Source organism: Halomonas sp. LS-001 (assembly GCF_052983955.1).
This window is the reverse complement of record NZ_CM129816.1, coordinates 3,701,900-3,717,334: the sequence shown is the minus strand read 5'-3', so window position 1 is coordinate 3,717,334 and position 15,435 is coordinate 3,701,900. Positions and strand designations below refer to the sequence as shown.

At 54.0% G+C, this 15,435-nt stretch carries 15 protein-coding genes; 13 read left to right on the top strand and 2 right to left on the bottom strand.

Features of this window, described 5'->3' with window-relative positions; genetic code table 11:
• The first annotated feature begins 29 nt into the window (after positions 1 to 29).
• The 3 genes from ACU6TU_RS16520 to ACU6TU_RS16510 are packed head-to-tail and all read left to right on the top strand — an operon-like array spanning position 30 to position 3,218.
• A complete protein-coding gene (locus ACU6TU_RS16520; protein WP_447142458.1) occupies positions 30 to 533 on the top strand; it encodes a TRAP transporter small permease in 504 nt (167 codons plus the stop codon).
• A 9-nt stretch (positions 534 to 542) separates the two neighbouring features.
• Complete coding sequence (locus ACU6TU_RS16515) at positions 543 to 1,820, top strand: TRAP transporter large permease (protein WP_447142457.1); 1,278 nt, start codon at positions 543 to 545, stop codon at positions 1,818 to 1,820.
• Between the two features lie 30 nt (positions 1,821 to 1,850).
• A complete protein-coding gene (locus ACU6TU_RS16510; RefSeq protein WP_447142456.1) occupies positions 1,851 to 3,218 on the top strand; it encodes an amidase in 1,368 nt (455 codons plus the stop codon).
• A gap of 162 nt (positions 3,219 to 3,380) precedes the next feature.
• Here ACU6TU_RS16510 and ACU6TU_RS16505 read toward each other — a convergent pair whose 3' ends face one another.
• Positions 3,381 to 4,601, bottom strand: coding sequence for a TerD family protein (locus ACU6TU_RS16505; protein ID WP_447142455.1), 1,221 nt, complete (start codon positions 4,599 to 4,601; stop codon positions 3,381 to 3,383).
• 131 nt (positions 4,602 to 4,732) lie between these two features.
• Between ACU6TU_RS16505 and ACU6TU_RS16500 the strand changes: the two genes are divergently transcribed.
• The 10 genes from ACU6TU_RS16500 (at position 4,733) to ACU6TU_RS16455 (ending at position 13,088) form a co-directional block, all read left to right on the top strand.
• Positions 4,733 to 5,362 (top strand): DUF1523 family protein, encoded by a 630-nt coding sequence (locus ACU6TU_RS16500; protein ID WP_447142454.1) that lies wholly within the window; start codon positions 4,733 to 4,735, stop codon positions 5,360 to 5,362.
• Entirely contained in the window at positions 5,359 to 6,561 is a 1,203-nt protein-coding gene (locus ACU6TU_RS16495; protein ID WP_447142453.1) for a phosphoribosyltransferase domain-containing protein, read from the top strand. The genes ACU6TU_RS16500 and ACU6TU_RS16495 overlap by 4 nt, the downstream gene beginning before the upstream one ends.
• On the top strand, positions 6,558 to 7,328 hold the full coding sequence (locus ACU6TU_RS16490; protein WP_447142452.1) for an HAD hydrolase family protein: 771 nt from the start codon (positions 6,558 to 6,560) through the stop codon (positions 7,326 to 7,328). Before ACU6TU_RS16495 ends, ACU6TU_RS16490 begins: the two co-directional genes overlap by 4 nt.
• Positions 7,329 to 7,330: 2 nt before the next feature.
• A complete protein-coding gene (locus ACU6TU_RS16485) occupies positions 7,331 to 8,431 on the top strand; it encodes a cysteine protease StiP domain-containing protein (RefSeq protein WP_447142451.1) in 1,101 nt (366 codons plus the stop codon).
• A 1-nt stretch (position 8,432) separates the two neighbouring features.
• Entirely contained in the window at positions 8,433 to 9,368 is a 936-nt protein-coding gene (locus tag ACU6TU_RS16480; RefSeq protein WP_447142450.1) for an HpcH/HpaI aldolase/citrate lyase family protein, read from the top strand.
• 95 nt (positions 9,369 to 9,463) lie between these two features.
• Positions 9,464 to 10,060: a TerD family protein gene (locus tag ACU6TU_RS16475; RefSeq protein ID WP_447142449.1), complete on the top strand. Its 597-nt coding sequence runs from the start codon at positions 9,464 to 9,466 to the stop codon at positions 10,058 to 10,060.
• Positions 10,061 to 10,104: 44 nt separating this feature from the next.
• Positions 10,105 to 10,557, top strand: a complete 453-nt coding sequence (locus tag ACU6TU_RS16470) for a tellurite resistance TerB family protein (RefSeq protein WP_447142448.1) — start codon at positions 10,105 to 10,107, stop codon at positions 10,555 to 10,557.
• A gap of 225 nt (positions 10,558 to 10,782) precedes the next feature.
• A complete protein-coding gene (locus ACU6TU_RS16465; RefSeq protein ID WP_447142447.1) occupies positions 10,783 to 11,760 on the top strand; it encodes a calcium/sodium antiporter in 978 nt (325 codons plus the stop codon).
• 88 nt (positions 11,761 to 11,848) lie between these two features.
• Positions 11,849 to 12,430 (top strand): TerD family protein, encoded by a 582-nt coding sequence (locus ACU6TU_RS16460; RefSeq protein ID WP_447142446.1) that lies wholly within the window; start codon positions 11,849 to 11,851, stop codon positions 12,428 to 12,430.
• Positions 12,431 to 12,512: 82 nt separating this feature from the next.
• Positions 12,513 to 13,088 (top strand): TerD family protein, encoded by a 576-nt coding sequence (locus ACU6TU_RS16455; RefSeq protein ID WP_447142445.1) that lies wholly within the window; start codon positions 12,513 to 12,515, stop codon positions 13,086 to 13,088.
• 85 nt (positions 13,089 to 13,173) lie between these two features.
• Here the strand turns inward: ACU6TU_RS16455 and uvrD are convergent, their stop codons facing one another.
• Positions 13,174 to 15,372 carry a DNA helicase II gene (uvrD, locus tag ACU6TU_RS16450; RefSeq protein WP_447142444.1) on the bottom strand — a complete coding sequence of 733 codons (2,199 nt, stop codon included), beginning with the start codon at positions 15,370 to 15,372 and terminating at the stop codon, positions 13,174 to 13,176.
• Positions 15,373 to 15,435 lie beyond the last annotated feature (63 nt).

The window sequence follows — 15,435 nt, the reverse complement described above, 5'->3', positions numbered from 1 at the left end:
TACAGTATTGAGTCTCATTAGGGGGCAATATGAAACTATTGCGCTTTATCGATCGGTTTGAAGAAATCCTGGCATCTTTGAGCCTTGCTTTTATGGTTGTACTTATCAGTTTTCAGGTGTTTTTTCGTTACGTTTTGGGAAACTCTCTGGGCTGGTCAGAAGAGCTTAGCCGCTACTTGCTTATCTGGGCTGTTTATATAGGTTGTAGCTTTGCCGCAAAAGAAGATCGCCATCTAGAAGTAACCTTTATTCGTTCGCTCCTGGGGCCACGCGGCAAGCGATTTATTATATCGCTTTCCTACATTGTCACCCTTGCTTTCTGTGGTTTTTGCGTTATTTGGGGCATAGAAATGCTTAACTTCCTTGAGCGTACAGGCCAGCGCACACAGACACTCGGTGTAAGTATTTATTGGGTCTATCTCTCCTTGCCGGTGGGTATGGCTTTGATGGGAATACGTATATTGCAGAGGTTGTGGCTTGTTGCTATCAAGGGGCAACTGCCCGACACCAATCTTATAGATAAAACACCCTAGGGGAATTATATGGACTTTACAGTTGTTATGATAGCAATAACACTATTGGTTCTTCTGGTGTTAAGTGTTCCCATTGGCGTTGCCTTGGGAATGACTGTCGTTGTTGGTATTTTTGCAAGTAATATCCCGGTTACTTTTCTCGCTCAACGACTGATTACATCACTGGATTCCTTTCCTCTGTTAGCGGTTCCCTTTTTCATCATGGCGGGAGAAATCATGCAAAAGGGCAGCATGGCAAAGCGTTTGCTGACATTTTCCCGTTGCCTGGTGGGACATATTACCGGTGGTTTGGCGCAGGTCTCGGTGTTGACCAGTCTGTTTTTTGGCGCATTGAGCGGCTCATCCCCCGCAACAGTGGCGGCTATTGGTGGGGTGATGATCCCAACCATGAAAAAAGAAGGGTATAGCAGTTCTTATGCTGCAGCGGTTAATACGTCTGCTGGGTGTCTCGGTGTGATGATTCCCCCCAGTATTCCCTTGATTATTTATGGCACAACCGCTGGCGTGTCGGTGGGTGATTTATTTATTGCAGGTATCCTGCCTGGTATTTTTGTTGCTGGCGTTCTTATGCTCATTTCTTATGTAATGGCGCGTTATCAAGGGCATGGTATTAAAGGAAACCGCCCCCCATTACGTGAAACCATGCAGGCTTTCAAGGAAGCCATTCACGCACTGATGGTGCCCGTTATCGTACTCGGTGGTATCTACGGTGGCATTATGACACCCACCGAAGCAGGTGTCGTTGCTGTTGTTTATGCACTTCTGGCGGAAGCTTTTCTGCTGCGTTCTTTGACGTTGGGCCATCTCTGGCAGGTATTGCGTGGCACCGCCCTGACCACTGCAACTATTTTTCTTCTCATTGCCACAGCCTCCGCTCTGGGGCAGTTGTTACTGTTCAATAATGTACCCAGCCAGATAGTCTCGTTGTTAACGGGGATTTCTGAAAACAAGTATATCCTTATGCTGCTCATTATATTACTAATGCTGATACTGGGAACCTTTATGGATGCATTGGCTAATATTCTTATATTAACACCACTGCTTTTGCCAGTTGCCAAACAAGCAGGCTTTGATCCGATACATTTCGGGATTGTCATGATTGTCAGTGTTGCTATCGGTTTTCTTACACCTCCTGTTGGTGTGAACCTTTTTGTTGGCTGTAATATTGCCAATATCAGTATTGAAAGATTAAGTATCGCTGTTCTTCCTTTTCTTGGGGCACTGATCTTTGCTCTGCTGGTATTAGCTTTTGTGCCGCAGTTAAGTCTGATTCTACTGGGCCGATAAACTGCCTACTTACACAATAGGTTGAGTAAAATGACAACTTTACCTGATGATCCGTTAAAAAAAGGACTGATTGATTTTGCCAGGCGGTTGCGTTCAGGGCATACGTCGGCCAGAGCCGTGACAGAAGCGTATCTTTCACGTATCGAGAGCCTGAATCCAACGTTCGATGCCTATATCCATGTGGATGCTGATCAGGCTCTTAAAACGGCAACTGCCCTGGATAGCTTGCTCTCAGCAGGTGTTGATCTAGGGCCACTAATGGGCGTGCCAGTCGCCGTCAAGGATCTGTTTGCGGTTGCAGGTATGCCGGTAAAAGCAGGCTCAAACCTGGATTTAAATGATTGCATTGGCTCTGAAGGGCCCTTTATCAAATCACTTAGGCAGGCGGGTTGCGTATTTCTTGGCAAAACAAGAAGCATAGAATTTGCGGCGGGTGCACAGAATCTGATTCATCCGACGCCCTGGAACCCTTGTGACATGAGCACACCCAGAACGCCGGGGGGATCCAGCCATGGTTCTGCAGTGGCGGTTGCCGTAGGACTGTGCGGCTTTGCTATCGGCTCGGATACAGGAGGGTCAGTCAGACAGCCAGCGGCCTTGTGCGGCATTGTGGGGTTGAAAACCTCATATGGCATCTGGTCGACGGAAGGGGTGTTTCCTCTCTGCCCCTCCATGGATACCGTGGGGCTGTTAACTGCCAGTGCTGAGGATGCTTCAACCGTATACACGGCGCTAGTAGATGATAAGGCGGCCTCTGCCGTAAAACTGGCTGGAGTTAGACTTGGCGTACCTGAACCGGAATGCCTTGACGCTATGGATACTGACGTTTCCGATAGGTTCGAATTATCTCTCCACTACCTGAAAGCCGCTGGCGTTGAGCTTGTTCCAATAACATGGCCAACAGAACAGGAACAACAGGATATCAAGGCAATTTATGCGGGTATGGTGCCAGCAGATCTTTTGACTACCTTAGGGCGAGAGCGTTTTCAGAGCCAGCGACATGCCATTGATCCTGTTGCGGTTCAGCGCCTTGAAGGTGGTGTGGAGTTAACTGCTACGGAGTACATTCGTTTACAGCGTATGCAAAAACGGCTGGCTGAGCTTGCTCATGATCGAATGCAGGGGCTCGATGGTATTGTAGGGCCAACTACGCCCCTGACACCTCAGCCAGTGAAAAACGTTAGCAAAAGTGTTTCGGCAGCCTCAGATTTTGTTGTGCGCAGCCTGAGCTACACCCGAGCGGCAAATGTCTATGATATGTGCGCAATCACAATACCAATACCAGGTGATCCAGGGAGTATGCCAGTGGGGTTGCAGATTACATGTGCACATCAGGAAGAAAATAAACTCTTGAGTCTTGCAAACTCTGTTTCGCATCTTTTCAGAAACTTGCCGTAGTCGGTTGGCGACCTATGATTGTAATGGCTCAGGCAGCGTAAGGCAGCGGGGGTGAAAATTACCGAAAGCAGTGCCGCAAAGTAGAGCGGCACGTGTTTCAAATACTTTTTCAGATGATTTTTCAGATACTTTTCAGGCGCATTCAAGACGGTGTCTGGGTATCTACTTACTGCCCGCTTTCCATTGAAAGCCAAAACCATAATGCTCATCAGCTGGCTTGTGGCTACTAAAGTAACTTACCTCTTTGGAGATGCTCAAATCGCCATTTTTGTTTTCCAGCATCGCGATCACACAGAAATTTTCGTTTCGGCCGCTGGCATCCATATGGATTTCAATTTCCGGCTGATCAGGCGCTTTAATTGATACCTGACCATTGGTTGCAGCCCAGTTCGCGGCGCCCTGGTAAATGAATGCAAACACCATGACGCGCTTGATCTCGCTCCATTGCTTGCCATTGATATAGAGGTTTTCCCCCTGATTCACAGAGCCCGTGCGATCATCCCCATCAAGAAAGATGTAAGGCGGTTGTTCCAGATTACCAAAGTGCTGTCCTAATGCCTGAACAATCCCCTTGGAGCCGTCCTTAAACTCAAACATGCAGCCAAGATCAAGGTCGATGCCGCCCTGCTTGCCCATCAGCGAACCCAATAAGCCCTTTTTGCCGGAACCTGCGCTCTGGTTCCAGTTAAGGTTAATATGGATTTTCCCGAAGGAGCTGGACTTTTTCTCCAGCGAAATGGTGTCGCCTTTCTTGTCCAGAGTAATCTTACTGAGGCTGACAGCAGGTTTTTCCTGAGGCTTTTCCTGAGCTTTAGAGGGCGTAGGCGCCGCTGACGGTGCAGGGCTCGGGGGAGGTGTCTGGGGAGTCGCAGCTTGATCAGGCGACCCCTCGACGTCAACGCCAAAGTGCTCAGCAAGGGGTGCCATACCGCCTGCAAAGCCCTGATCAACGGCTTTGATCTTCCAATCACCATTACGACGATACAGCTCGCAGACAATCAAGGATTTCTCGGGGCGTCCCGCGCCCTGGCCACTAAAATCAAATTGATCCGTATCGCCGGTAAGCTCAAAGCGGTAACCGTTCGATAACGCTGACAATCCCGGGTCAGCGGTCAGCACAAAGGCGATACGTTCGAGGTGGCTGGGTACTTTGCCAAGATCAACGGTAAAAGTGGCACCCTCTTTCTGAACCAAGGCGCCAGAGGGATGGGATGGCTGGTTAAAGAAAATGAAATCATCATCACTCGACACCTTTCCCGTGTTAGCCAGCAGAATGGCGGAGGCGTCGAGGCTTACGTCCTGCACATTACCGACAATCAGGCGAAAGGTGAGTTTTTCATTATCAAGTTTCGCGTTTTGCCCTGCGATCAGCGTAGTGGCCATGGAGTTATTCCTTGGTTCGTCGATTGGCATCTGATAGAGAAGAACGTTGATGCGAAAGCTGGCATCATGGTGCGAATTCTTCAGATCTGAATATGCTGCTACCCTAGCACTAAGTTAACAGGAGATTATAGATGAAACGCTTTGGATACGTCCTGATTGGAGTGATTGTCATCGCTATCGGCGCTGCCCTGCATTATGCCTTGCCACAGGTCGACGTGGTGCGCCTGATCGGCACTGACGTCAAGCGGGTTGATACCCAGGAAACCCCCACGGATGATCAATCCAGTGGGTCCGTCAGCACAACGGATGTGTATTTTGTGCTGACGGAAACCGAGCAGGGAGAGCCGCGCAACTACCGCAATGAAGATGCGATTATCTTCGGCAAGTTCGATAGCTCCAACCTGCATACCCGCGCCCGGTCGATCGCCCAGAACGAAGAAAATCTGGTAGCTGTTCGGCATTACGGCTGGCGCCTGCCACTGTTCTCGATGTTCCCGAACGCTGTCAAAATCTGGCAGGTTGAGCCGGGTTATCGTCACTTGCCACTGTTTAACATCGTCTTTCTGACGCTTCTGGCAGCCGGTATTGGCTACGTAGCGTGGCGTGCCCGCCGTGCCCTGTCTGCCCGCCGCGAGGCGAACGAGGCCGCCCGGATTGAACGCGAAGCGCAGGCAGAACGTGAGCGTATGGCCAGCCGTAACAATGATGAAAGCCAGCGCGCCCGCGATGAGTTTCTGTCTGATGATAATTCTTCGTCATGACAGAGTATCAGCTGGATACAGGCACTTTGACGCTTGCCGTTGACGACCATGGTAGAGACAGCAGGGGCGAGAAGCTTTTTCGGATCGCCGAGCGCCAGAATCCCAAGCGCGCTTTTCTGTTTGTGTCGACCGTGCTGGGCCGCCATATACCGGTCGCCACTGCCCGCCATCGTGCCGCTCTGGATCAGCTGGCCGAGAAGCTGCTTGAGTCGTTGGGAAGCGGGCCGGTACTGGTGATGAGCTATGCGGAAACCGCGGTTGGCCTGGGGTTGGGTGTCTTTGATGGTCTGTGCCGCAAACGTCCGGGGCTTGCGGCGGGATACCTGCCTACGACCCGCTTGTGCCCGGAAGGCGCGCGGCCCTGGTTGAACACCCGTGAAGAGCACTCACATGCGGTTGACCATATGGTATTGCGGCCACGGGAAGGTGTGCTTCCAGATGCTGGTGAGGTCACCCTGGTCCTCGTGGATGACGAAACAACCACCGGCAATACCTTTAAAGGGCTTGCCGAGGCGCTGCATCAGGCTGGCCTCGCGGTGTCGCACATCGTACTGGTCACGTTGACTGACTGGTCAGATAAAGGTTGTGTAACGGCTGTTGAAGAAGCGCTGCCGGGGGTTTCCGTCAGTGCGGTCGCGCTTCTGTCGGGGCGCTATGCCTGGTCATCTACCTCAGGCGTGCAAGCGCGTAAGCTTCCGCCGGGGTGCCCGGCGGGCTGTCCGCCCTGGGCACCGGACCCCAGGGCGACCTTCGGCGTGCCAAGAGCCGGGCTCAGCGCACATGCCATGGCAACGGACAAACTGGCCTGGGCCGACTATATCGACCGTGAACTGTGCCCTTTGCTCACTCCAAGGTCGCGAGTGCTGGTGATCGGCACCGGTGAGCATGTCTGGCACCCGTTTCTGGCCGCTGAACAGCTGGAACGCCACGGCCATGCGGCAAGCTTTATTTCTACCACCCGCTCACCGGTGCTGCCTGGGGCGGTGATCCAGCATCAGATAACGTTTCCCGATCATTATGGTATCGGCATCACCATGTACCTCAACAATGTTGACCCCGAAGAGTGGGACGAGATGATTGTGTTCACGGAAACAGGGCTTTCCGGTATTCCTGAGGCGCTGAAGGCGGCCCTGGGCCGATGCTGGGTTGTTGATGGAGTTCAGCAGATACACCTTATCAATGAAGGTGACATTTCATGATGGCACGCCACGCTTCGCTACCCGGCCAGCTTGAGAGTGGCCAGCGCCCGGTGCTTTTTACTGACCTTGACGATACCTTGTTCCAGACAGCGCGCAAAATGGTTGAACCTGTGTGTGAATCACGTCTCGCGGCAGAAGCCACCAACGGTCATCATTCCTACATGACGGCTTCCCAGGCAGCGATGACCACCTGGCTATTGAAGGCTACTTGCCTGGTGCCGGTGACGGCGCGCTCGACAGAAGCGCTCTCGCGGTGTCGAATCCCGTTTGACAGCTGGAAAATTGCGTCTAACGGCGCGGTGATTCTTGACCCTGATGGCAAGGCCGAGTTGGATTGGTCACAACACATAAGCCGCCTTTCAGGTGATTTTGAGGCTGGCCTTGAGGCGCTGAACACCGAGACATACAAACTCAACCCAGCGGGGCGTTTTCGGCACTGGATCGTGCGCGAGCAGGGGTGCCCCATCTATTTCTGCGTTAAATCCAATGGCGAGGAAACCTGGCTGGATGACCTTGAAGGGAGGCTGCGCGCCCTGGCAGGCGAGGACTTTGTCTACCATCGTAATGGGAATAACCTGAGCTTTACGCCCCAAGGCATTTCGAAGCGAGCGGCCGTGACCTATCTTATCGATATACGCCCGGAAATTCGGCACGGTATCATCCTGGCCATGGGGGATAGCCTGACAGATCTGCCGTTCATGAGGCTGGCCAATATGATGATGATGCCGCCAGCGTCGCAGGTCGCCAGCGCGATTGGCAAGGAGTAAGCATGCCAGAATCCCGTCAAGCTCTTCAGCACAGCTATGCCCCTGAAGACGTCACCTTTCTGCTTACCCCGATCCGTATCGCGCCGACCGATATTGCCGAAAAGGAGCGTCTGATCCAGGCCGGGCAAGCGCACTACTCTGAAATGATCTCGGAAGAACGTCGGCCGGATGCCCGCTATCTGGCGATTTACGAACAGGCGCTTGAACGCCATCTGGCCAGGATTGCCGATGATATTGCCCGCATTGCTCTGCGGATTCGCCAGGATATCTCCACGGGTGAGCTGTCCCCGTCGCTTTCGTTGTGCTCATTGGTGCGCGCTGGCATTCCCTATGGAGTGCTACTGCGGCGCGCTCTGGCGCATTTGGGAGTTGATGTCGTTCATTACGGCGTCTCCATCATTCGTGACCGCGGTCTTGATGCGGCGGCGATGGCCCACGTGTGCGCCGAACGGCCTGATGCCGATATTCTGTTCGTTGACGGCTGGACCGGCAAGGGCGCGATCTCAGGCGAGCTGACTGAGGCCTGGCAGGCGCTCTCTGGCCAGTCGCCGCGTCTTGTTGTGCTGGCGGACCCATCGGGCCACGCCTGGTTGTCAGGCTCCCATGACGACTGGCTGATCCCAAGTGGCATTCTGGGGGCCAACGTGTCCGGTCTCATCAGCCGTTCGATTCTGCGCCCTGACCTGGTCGCGCCGGGTGATTTCCATGCGGCCATGACGGTGGATCACCTTGCTGACATCGACTATTCCTGCACCTTTGTGGATCGGGTCATGGCGGGATTTGACGCCGTGCTGGCGCAGGCGACGCCTGCCGAGCGCGACCCGGCGCTGCGCGAGCGCCACCAGCGGCAGGCCGCCGAGTGTGTCAAGGCGATTGCCACGCGTCACGGCGTCGATAACCTCAACCGGGTCAAGCCTGGCATCGCAGAAGCCACGCGAGCGGTTTTGCGTCGCCGACCACGCAAAGTTTATCTGCGCGATGCAGAGGATCCGGATCTGGCGGCGCTTGTGCACCTATGTCAGCAGGATGGCATTGAAACACAAGTGAATCCTGATCTGACCGGCCCCTTCCGAGCCATTACTCTCATTGAGAAGGTGTCCTGATATGCACCGCTTTGATGCCTACTCACTGGGTGCCACCCTTTACATGCCGGTGCTGCATCCTCGGGTTGCTGATATTCTCCATGGCCGAGTACCGCCACCTGCCGCGTCGATCGTCTTGTGCTTTGAGGATGCACTGGCCGTTGGTGACGTTGCTGATGGCCTCCGGCGTTTTGACCAGCTGATGAAACATCTTCCTGAACACTTGCCGGTGCGTACTTTTTTGCGCCCCCGTGACAGGAATATGGCGCTTGAGCTGTGCGCACGGGCAGCAGGAACGGCGATTGAAGGGCTGGTCGCTCCCAAGGTCGTTCCGACAACATTGCCCGACTGGCTGGCGCTGACGCGAGAGGCTGGGCTTAACGTCATGCCGACGCTTGAGAGTGCCTGCTTCTTTGATCCCGGCAAGATAGGTGCCATACGCGATATTCTTGATGATCATCCAGACGATGCGGCTCGGCTCGCCGCCATTCGCCTGGGAGGCAACGACCTGTTGTCAACGTTGGCATTACGGCGTGAACGTGGCGTCACCTCCTGGGAAGGCCCACTTGGCTGGGTTCTCTCCATGGCCAGTAGTATTTTGATTGCAGCAGGCTACCCGGTCGCCGCCCCGGTCTATGACGTGATTGATGACCTTGAAACCTTGCGACGCGAAACGTTGCGTGACGTCGCTGCCGGGTTCATTTCAAAAACGGTCATTCATCCGGCTCAAACGCCAGTGATCAACCGTGCCTTTCAGGTATCGAGAGACGATGTTAAACATGCACAAGCGGCGTTGGATACTGACGCTCAGGCGGTTTTCAAGCTGGGCGGGGTGATGTGCGAACCTGCGACCCATTGCGCCTGGGCAAGGCGCACGATGGCGCGTAAGGAGATATTCGGGGTTGTTGGCGAGCCGACTAACGTTGCTACACTAGAAAAGATGGCTTTAAAACTCTGAACTCTACCCCCATTATCTTTACTAATTGACTATAAATTCAATGCGCATCACGTCGTCATTGAATCCATTGAACCAGCATCAGGAGCGCCATCACCATGGCAATTTCACTCAGCAAGGGCCAGACCATTTCTCTGGCCAAGAACAACGAATCAAGCTTGAGTAACGTCCTTATGGGGCTGGGTTGGGACCCGGTTAAGAAAAAAAGCGGCGGATTTCTGTCTTCACTGCTCGGCGGTGGCGGGGGAGGCGATATTGATCTTGATGCCAGCGTGATCATGCTGGACTCAGCCAAGCAACCGGTTGACACCGTAAGCTTCGGCCAACTGGTGTCAAAGGATGGCGCGGTTCGTCACGGCGGCGATAACCTGACCGGTGAAGGCGACGGCGACGATGAAGTTATCTATGTGAAACTGACAGAATTGCCTGCGAACGTTGTGCACCTTGTGTTTACGGTCAACAGCTTTCGCGGCCAGACCTTCAACGAGGTGGAAAATGCTTTCTGCCGTCTTGTAGATGAAGTCAAAAAAGAAGAGTTATGCCGCTATACCCTGACTGATCAAGGTGGCCATACTGGTGTCATCATGGCCTCAATGAGCAAAGGATCAGATGGCTGGAGCATGACCGCCCACGGTAAGCCATGCTCAGGACGCACCGTCAAGGATCTTGCTCAGGATGCTGTATCCGTCATCTGATCACAGGCCTTGAGGCTATATAACGACTCGACAGGAGAAGCAAAATGCCTATGAACTGGCTGAAAGATAACATCACCAAAGCGCGCGAAAACCTCACTGCTGAGGTCGCGAAATTCAAAAACCGGACGTTCATGGAAGCCGTTGTTGCTGGCTGTGCGCTGGTCGCCGCTGCTGACGGTACGGTGGATGCCTCCGAAAAGCAGAAGATGACGGCTTTTCTGGAACGCTCCGACGAAATGAAGCATTTCGATATCCGCGAGGTGATTGAGGTATTCAACAAAACGGTTGGCGATTTCGAGTTTGACCAGGCAATCGGCAAAGCCAATGCCTTGAAAACGGTCGCTAAGGTCCGTGATAAAGATGACCAGGCAAGAATGGTAGTGCGCGTTGTGTGCGCCATTGGTGCCGCCGACGGTGATTTTGATGCCGATGAAAGAGCCGTAGTGCGGGAAATCGCTCAGGAACTTGGCCTCAAGCCTGAAGAGTTTGATCTTTAAACGTCTCTTCCTCGGGCAGCAATAGGTTTAACGGCTGCCCGTTAGGCACTGTTTTTAAAGTGCTATTTTTAAAGTACTGTCTTTAAAGTACTGTCTTTAAATCACCGTCTGTAACCCACTGTCTAGAACAGACAGTCTGCAACGGACAGTGTGTCACGAACGGTCTATTACGTAGCGACCTGTCTTCAACCGACATCAATTTCAGGAATTTTCTCAGGAACCCGCATGCACGAGTTAAGTACTTACCAACTTTCCCTTATTGCACTTGGTGCCATTGCCTTTGGCGTCTGGCTGCTGATCAAGGGAGGGGACTGGACGGTTGATAATGCAGTCACAGTGGCAGGACGCTTGGGGTTATCCAAGCTATTTATTGCGGCCACTGTGGTGGCCTTTGGCACCTCCGCGCCGGAGCTTTTCACCTCGGTTAACGCCAACATTTCGGGGTTTCCCGGGATCTCGGTAGGTAATGTCATCGGTTCCAACATTGCCAACGTCTTCATGGTCATTGCGGTATCAGCGTTGATTGCACCGGTTGTGTTCAGACGTGCGGATGTGCGGCTTGACACTATCGTGATGCTGGTTGCCACCGCCGGGATGGTCGCCGCGATTCTCGCCGGTATTCTGCCCGTTTGGGGTGGTCTGGTGATGTTTGTTGCGCTTATCGGCTATGTTTTCTATCAGTACAAAGCCAGTAAGCTCGATGTCGATGAAGTCGAAGAGCATGATGCGGGCGGTCGCTATCCAGGCTTGATGCTGCTGGCTGGTATCCTGACCCTGCTGGTCGGGTCTGAGGTGCTGGTTCAGGGGGCCGTAGCCGGTGGGCTTGCCCTTAACGTTCCCGAAGCCGTCATTGGTATGACGATGATCGCTTTCGGCACCTCCCTGCCTGAGCTGACGGCTTGCGTTGCGGCCGCGCGCAAGGGGCACAACGATATGATCGTTGGCGGCATTATCGGCAGCAATATCTTCAATATTTTTTCGGTCATGGCTATTTCTGCCATCGTCAGACCCCTGTTGATTGATCCGCGCTTTGCCTCCCTGGATCTGGTCGCAGTGGTTGTGGTAACCCTTGTCTTTGCCGCCTTTCTGCTCTTTGTGGGTAAGATTGGACGTATCGCGGGCGCGGTAATGGCGTTTTGCTATGTAGCCTTTATTGTGGCGCAGTACACGGTGGCGGACAGCTTTGTCGCTATCGCCCCCTGATCTGCGGCTCATGATGATTCATACCTGGAAACATGCACGTTAAGCACGCAAGTTAAGAAAGTCACAGCACACGAAAGGAGACACGCATATGGCACTATCGCTTTCCAAGGGTGGCAACATCTCGCTGTCCAAGTCCGACCCTGGGCTCAAGAATATCCTGATTGGGCTTGGCTGGGACGAGCGTGCGACCTCCGGCAATGATTTCGACCTTGATGCCTCGGTCTTTATGGTCAACAGTGAAAGCAAGGTGCGTAGCGACGCTGATTTCATCTTTTACGGCCAGCTCAAGTCGGCCGATGGTTCTGTTGTGCATACGGGTGATAACCGCACTGGCGAAGGCGAGGGCGATGACGAGGCCATCGAAGTCAATCTTGACGGGGTGCCTGCTGATATCCAACGGTTGGTCGTCACGGTAACCATCCATGAAGCAGACAACCGTAAGCAGAACTTTGGCATGGTGCAGAACGCCTTTATCCGGGTCGTCAATAACGATACCAGTAATGAAATCGTCCGCTATGATTTGAGTGAAGACTATTCCACTGAAACCGCGCTGGAATTTGGCGAAGTTTATCGGCACAACGGCGAGTGGAAATTCCGCGCCGTTGGTCAGGGTTATGCGGGTGGTTTGCTGGCCATGTGCCAGCGTTACGGTATCAACGCCACAGCGTAATGACTTGACGCAATAACCTCACGCCTGGCGTTGGAATCAGCCAGGCGCTTTACGATTCAATCTAAAAACAGGAGTCAGATATATGGCAGTTTCTCTATCCAAAGGCGGTAACGTATCCCTTAGCAAAGAAGCCCCCGGGCTGAAAAACGTGGTCGTCGGCCTCGGGTGGGACCCACGGGTCACCGACGGTCAGGAGTTTGACCTTGACGCCTCGGTCTTCCTGTGTGGCGAGGATGGCAAAGTGCGTGCTGACACGGACTTTGTTTTCTATAACAACAAGGTCGGTGGTGATGGCTCGGTTGAGCATCAGGGTGATAACAAGACCGGTGAAGGTGAAGGTGACGATGAACAGGTCAAAATTGATCTTTCAAGTGTTCCCGCTGATGTGAAAAAACTCGCCTTCGCTGTCACCATCCACGAAGCTGAGAGCCGCAAACAGAACTTCGGCATGGTATCCAATGCCTTTATGCGCGTTGTGAATGGCGATGACGGCAAAGAACTGGCCCGTTATGACCTTAGCGAAGACTACAGCATTGAAACCGCCATGATCTTTGGCGAGGTGTATCGCCACGGTGATGAGTGGAAATTCAAGGCGATTGGCCAGGGCTTTGGCGGCGGTCTTCACCCGCTGGCAAGTTCTTTTGGGGTGAACGTCTAGTATTTGAACGTCCGCTCAGATTATCTGAATCAAAACGGGGTCTGCCATGCAGGCCCCGTTTTCTGTGTCGTGATGGATAAAACTCTTACAACGGCGTCAGCTTGGCAAAGCCGAGGACCAGCCATTTGACCCCTTCGCCTTCGAAGCTGACCTGAACCCGGGCGCGTGGGCCTTCCCCTTCGGCATTAAGAATGATGCCCTCTCCAAACACTGGGTGTTCAACGCCTTGCCCAACATGCAGGCTGGGTATATCACCGCTGCTTTCGATGCTTTGCTGGGTCAGGCCACCGCGTGAGGCCGTGACCGGCCGTGAGACCTGACCGCGCATGCGAACCTCTTCCAATAGGTGAGGCGGCAACTCTCGCAGAAAGCGCGATGGGCGCGGGAAGATTTCCTTGCCATGCATGCGGCGGGTTTCGGCGTGAGTCAGGTAGAGCTTGTGCATGGCGCGGGTGACGCCGACATAGCAAAGCCTGCGCTCTTCCTCAAGCCGCCCAGGCTCTTCCAGCGACATCTTGTGGGGGAACAGGCCTTCCTCTACGCCCGCAATGAATACCACGGGAAACTCGAGCCCTTTGGCAGAATGCAGTGTCATCAGCTGGACGCTGTCTTCAAACTCTTCGGCTTCGTGGTCGCCAGCGTTGAGGGCGGCCTCAGACAAAAAGGCTTCCAGTGCTGCCATACCTTCACCGGCTTCCGGGGTTTCGAAGACATCGCCTTGGGTGAAGGCGCGGGCGGCGGTTACCAGCTCTTCCAGGTTTTCTACCCGTGCCTGACCTTTTTCACCGCGCTCACTTTTGTGGTGCTCAATTAGCCCGGTGTGGGCGATGACGTGATCCATGATTTCATGCAGAGCGAGGCCGGAGGCGTCGTTGTCGAGCTGCTCGATCAGGTTGGCAAAGGCCTGAACGGCATTGCCTGCACGGCCTTTCAGAGTGGCATCCTGAAGGCTGTCATGGAGTGCCTGCCATAGCGAAATCTGCTGTTCACGGGCACGCTGACGAACGATTTCGACCGTGCGCGTGCCGATGCCACGAGTGGGCACGTTGATGACGCGTTCCAGGGAGGCGTCGTCATCGCGATTCAACAAAAGACGCAGATAGGCCAGTGCATTCTTGATTTCCAGCCGTTCGTAGAAGCGGTGTCCGCCGTAAATGCGATACGGCACGCCTTGCCGGATCAAGGTTTCTTCAAGCAGACGGGACTGGGCATTGGAGCGATATAGAATCGCGATCTCGCTACGTTGCCTACCGTTATCAACCTGTTCTTTAAGGGTATCAACGATAAAGCGCGCTTCTTCCAGGTCATTGAAGCCGGCGTAAATCGAGATCGGCTCGCCCTCGGCGCCGTCGGTCCACAGGCTTTTACCCATGCGGTCACTGTTATGGCTGATCAGGGCGTTGGCCGCTTCGAGGATGGCACTGGTCGAACGATAGTTCTGTTCCAGGCGCACCGTTTTGACCTGAGGAAATTCCTGCTCGAAGCGGCGAATGTTCTCAATTTTGGCACCGCGCCAGCCATAGATGGACTGATCATCATCGCCGACGATGGTCATTGGTACCTGCATGCCCGTGATCAGCTTGAGCCAGGCGTACTGCAAAGTGTTGGTATCCTGAAACTCATCGACCAGTACATGGCCAAAGCGCTCGCGGTAGTGGGCGAGCAGAGCAGGGTTGTCGCGCAGAAGCTCCAGGCTTCTGAGCAGCAGTTCGCCAAAATCGACCAGGCCGCCACGGTCACAGGTCAGCTGGTAGCGTTCGTATAGCTCGACCATCTGGCCCATGTAAGCGTCGCCCGCCACATCGACCTGATGGGCACGCAGCCCTTCTTCCTTGCAACCCGAGATAAACCCTTGCACCTGGCGGGGGGGGAAGCGTTCATCGTCGATTGAGTAATCTTTCAGCAAGCGTTTGACCAGGCGTAGCTGGTCGTCAGAATCGATAATCTGGAAGTGTTGTGGCAGCCGTGCATCCTGCCAGTGCGTGCGAAGCAGACGGTGGGCGATAGAGTGAAAAGTGCCAACCCAGACGTGGCGCAGGGAAATGCCCAGCAGCGCCTCAAGACGGGTGCGCATTTCGCGGGCCGCCTTGTTGGTAAAGGTGACCGCCAGCAGCGCATAGGGCGAGAGACCTTCCGCCTGCATTAGCCAGGCAATGCGGTGCACCAGCACACGGGTTTTGCCTGACCCGGCACCCGCCAGTACCAGGGAATTGCCTTGCGGGGCGCTGACCGCCTCGCGTTGATCCGTATTAAGCTGATCGAGAATCGCCGTCACGTCGTCCATAGAAGCCATTGCAGGGGTCGAAAATGAGCCTGCAGTCTATCATAAGGGCGGTGGACTGTAGCG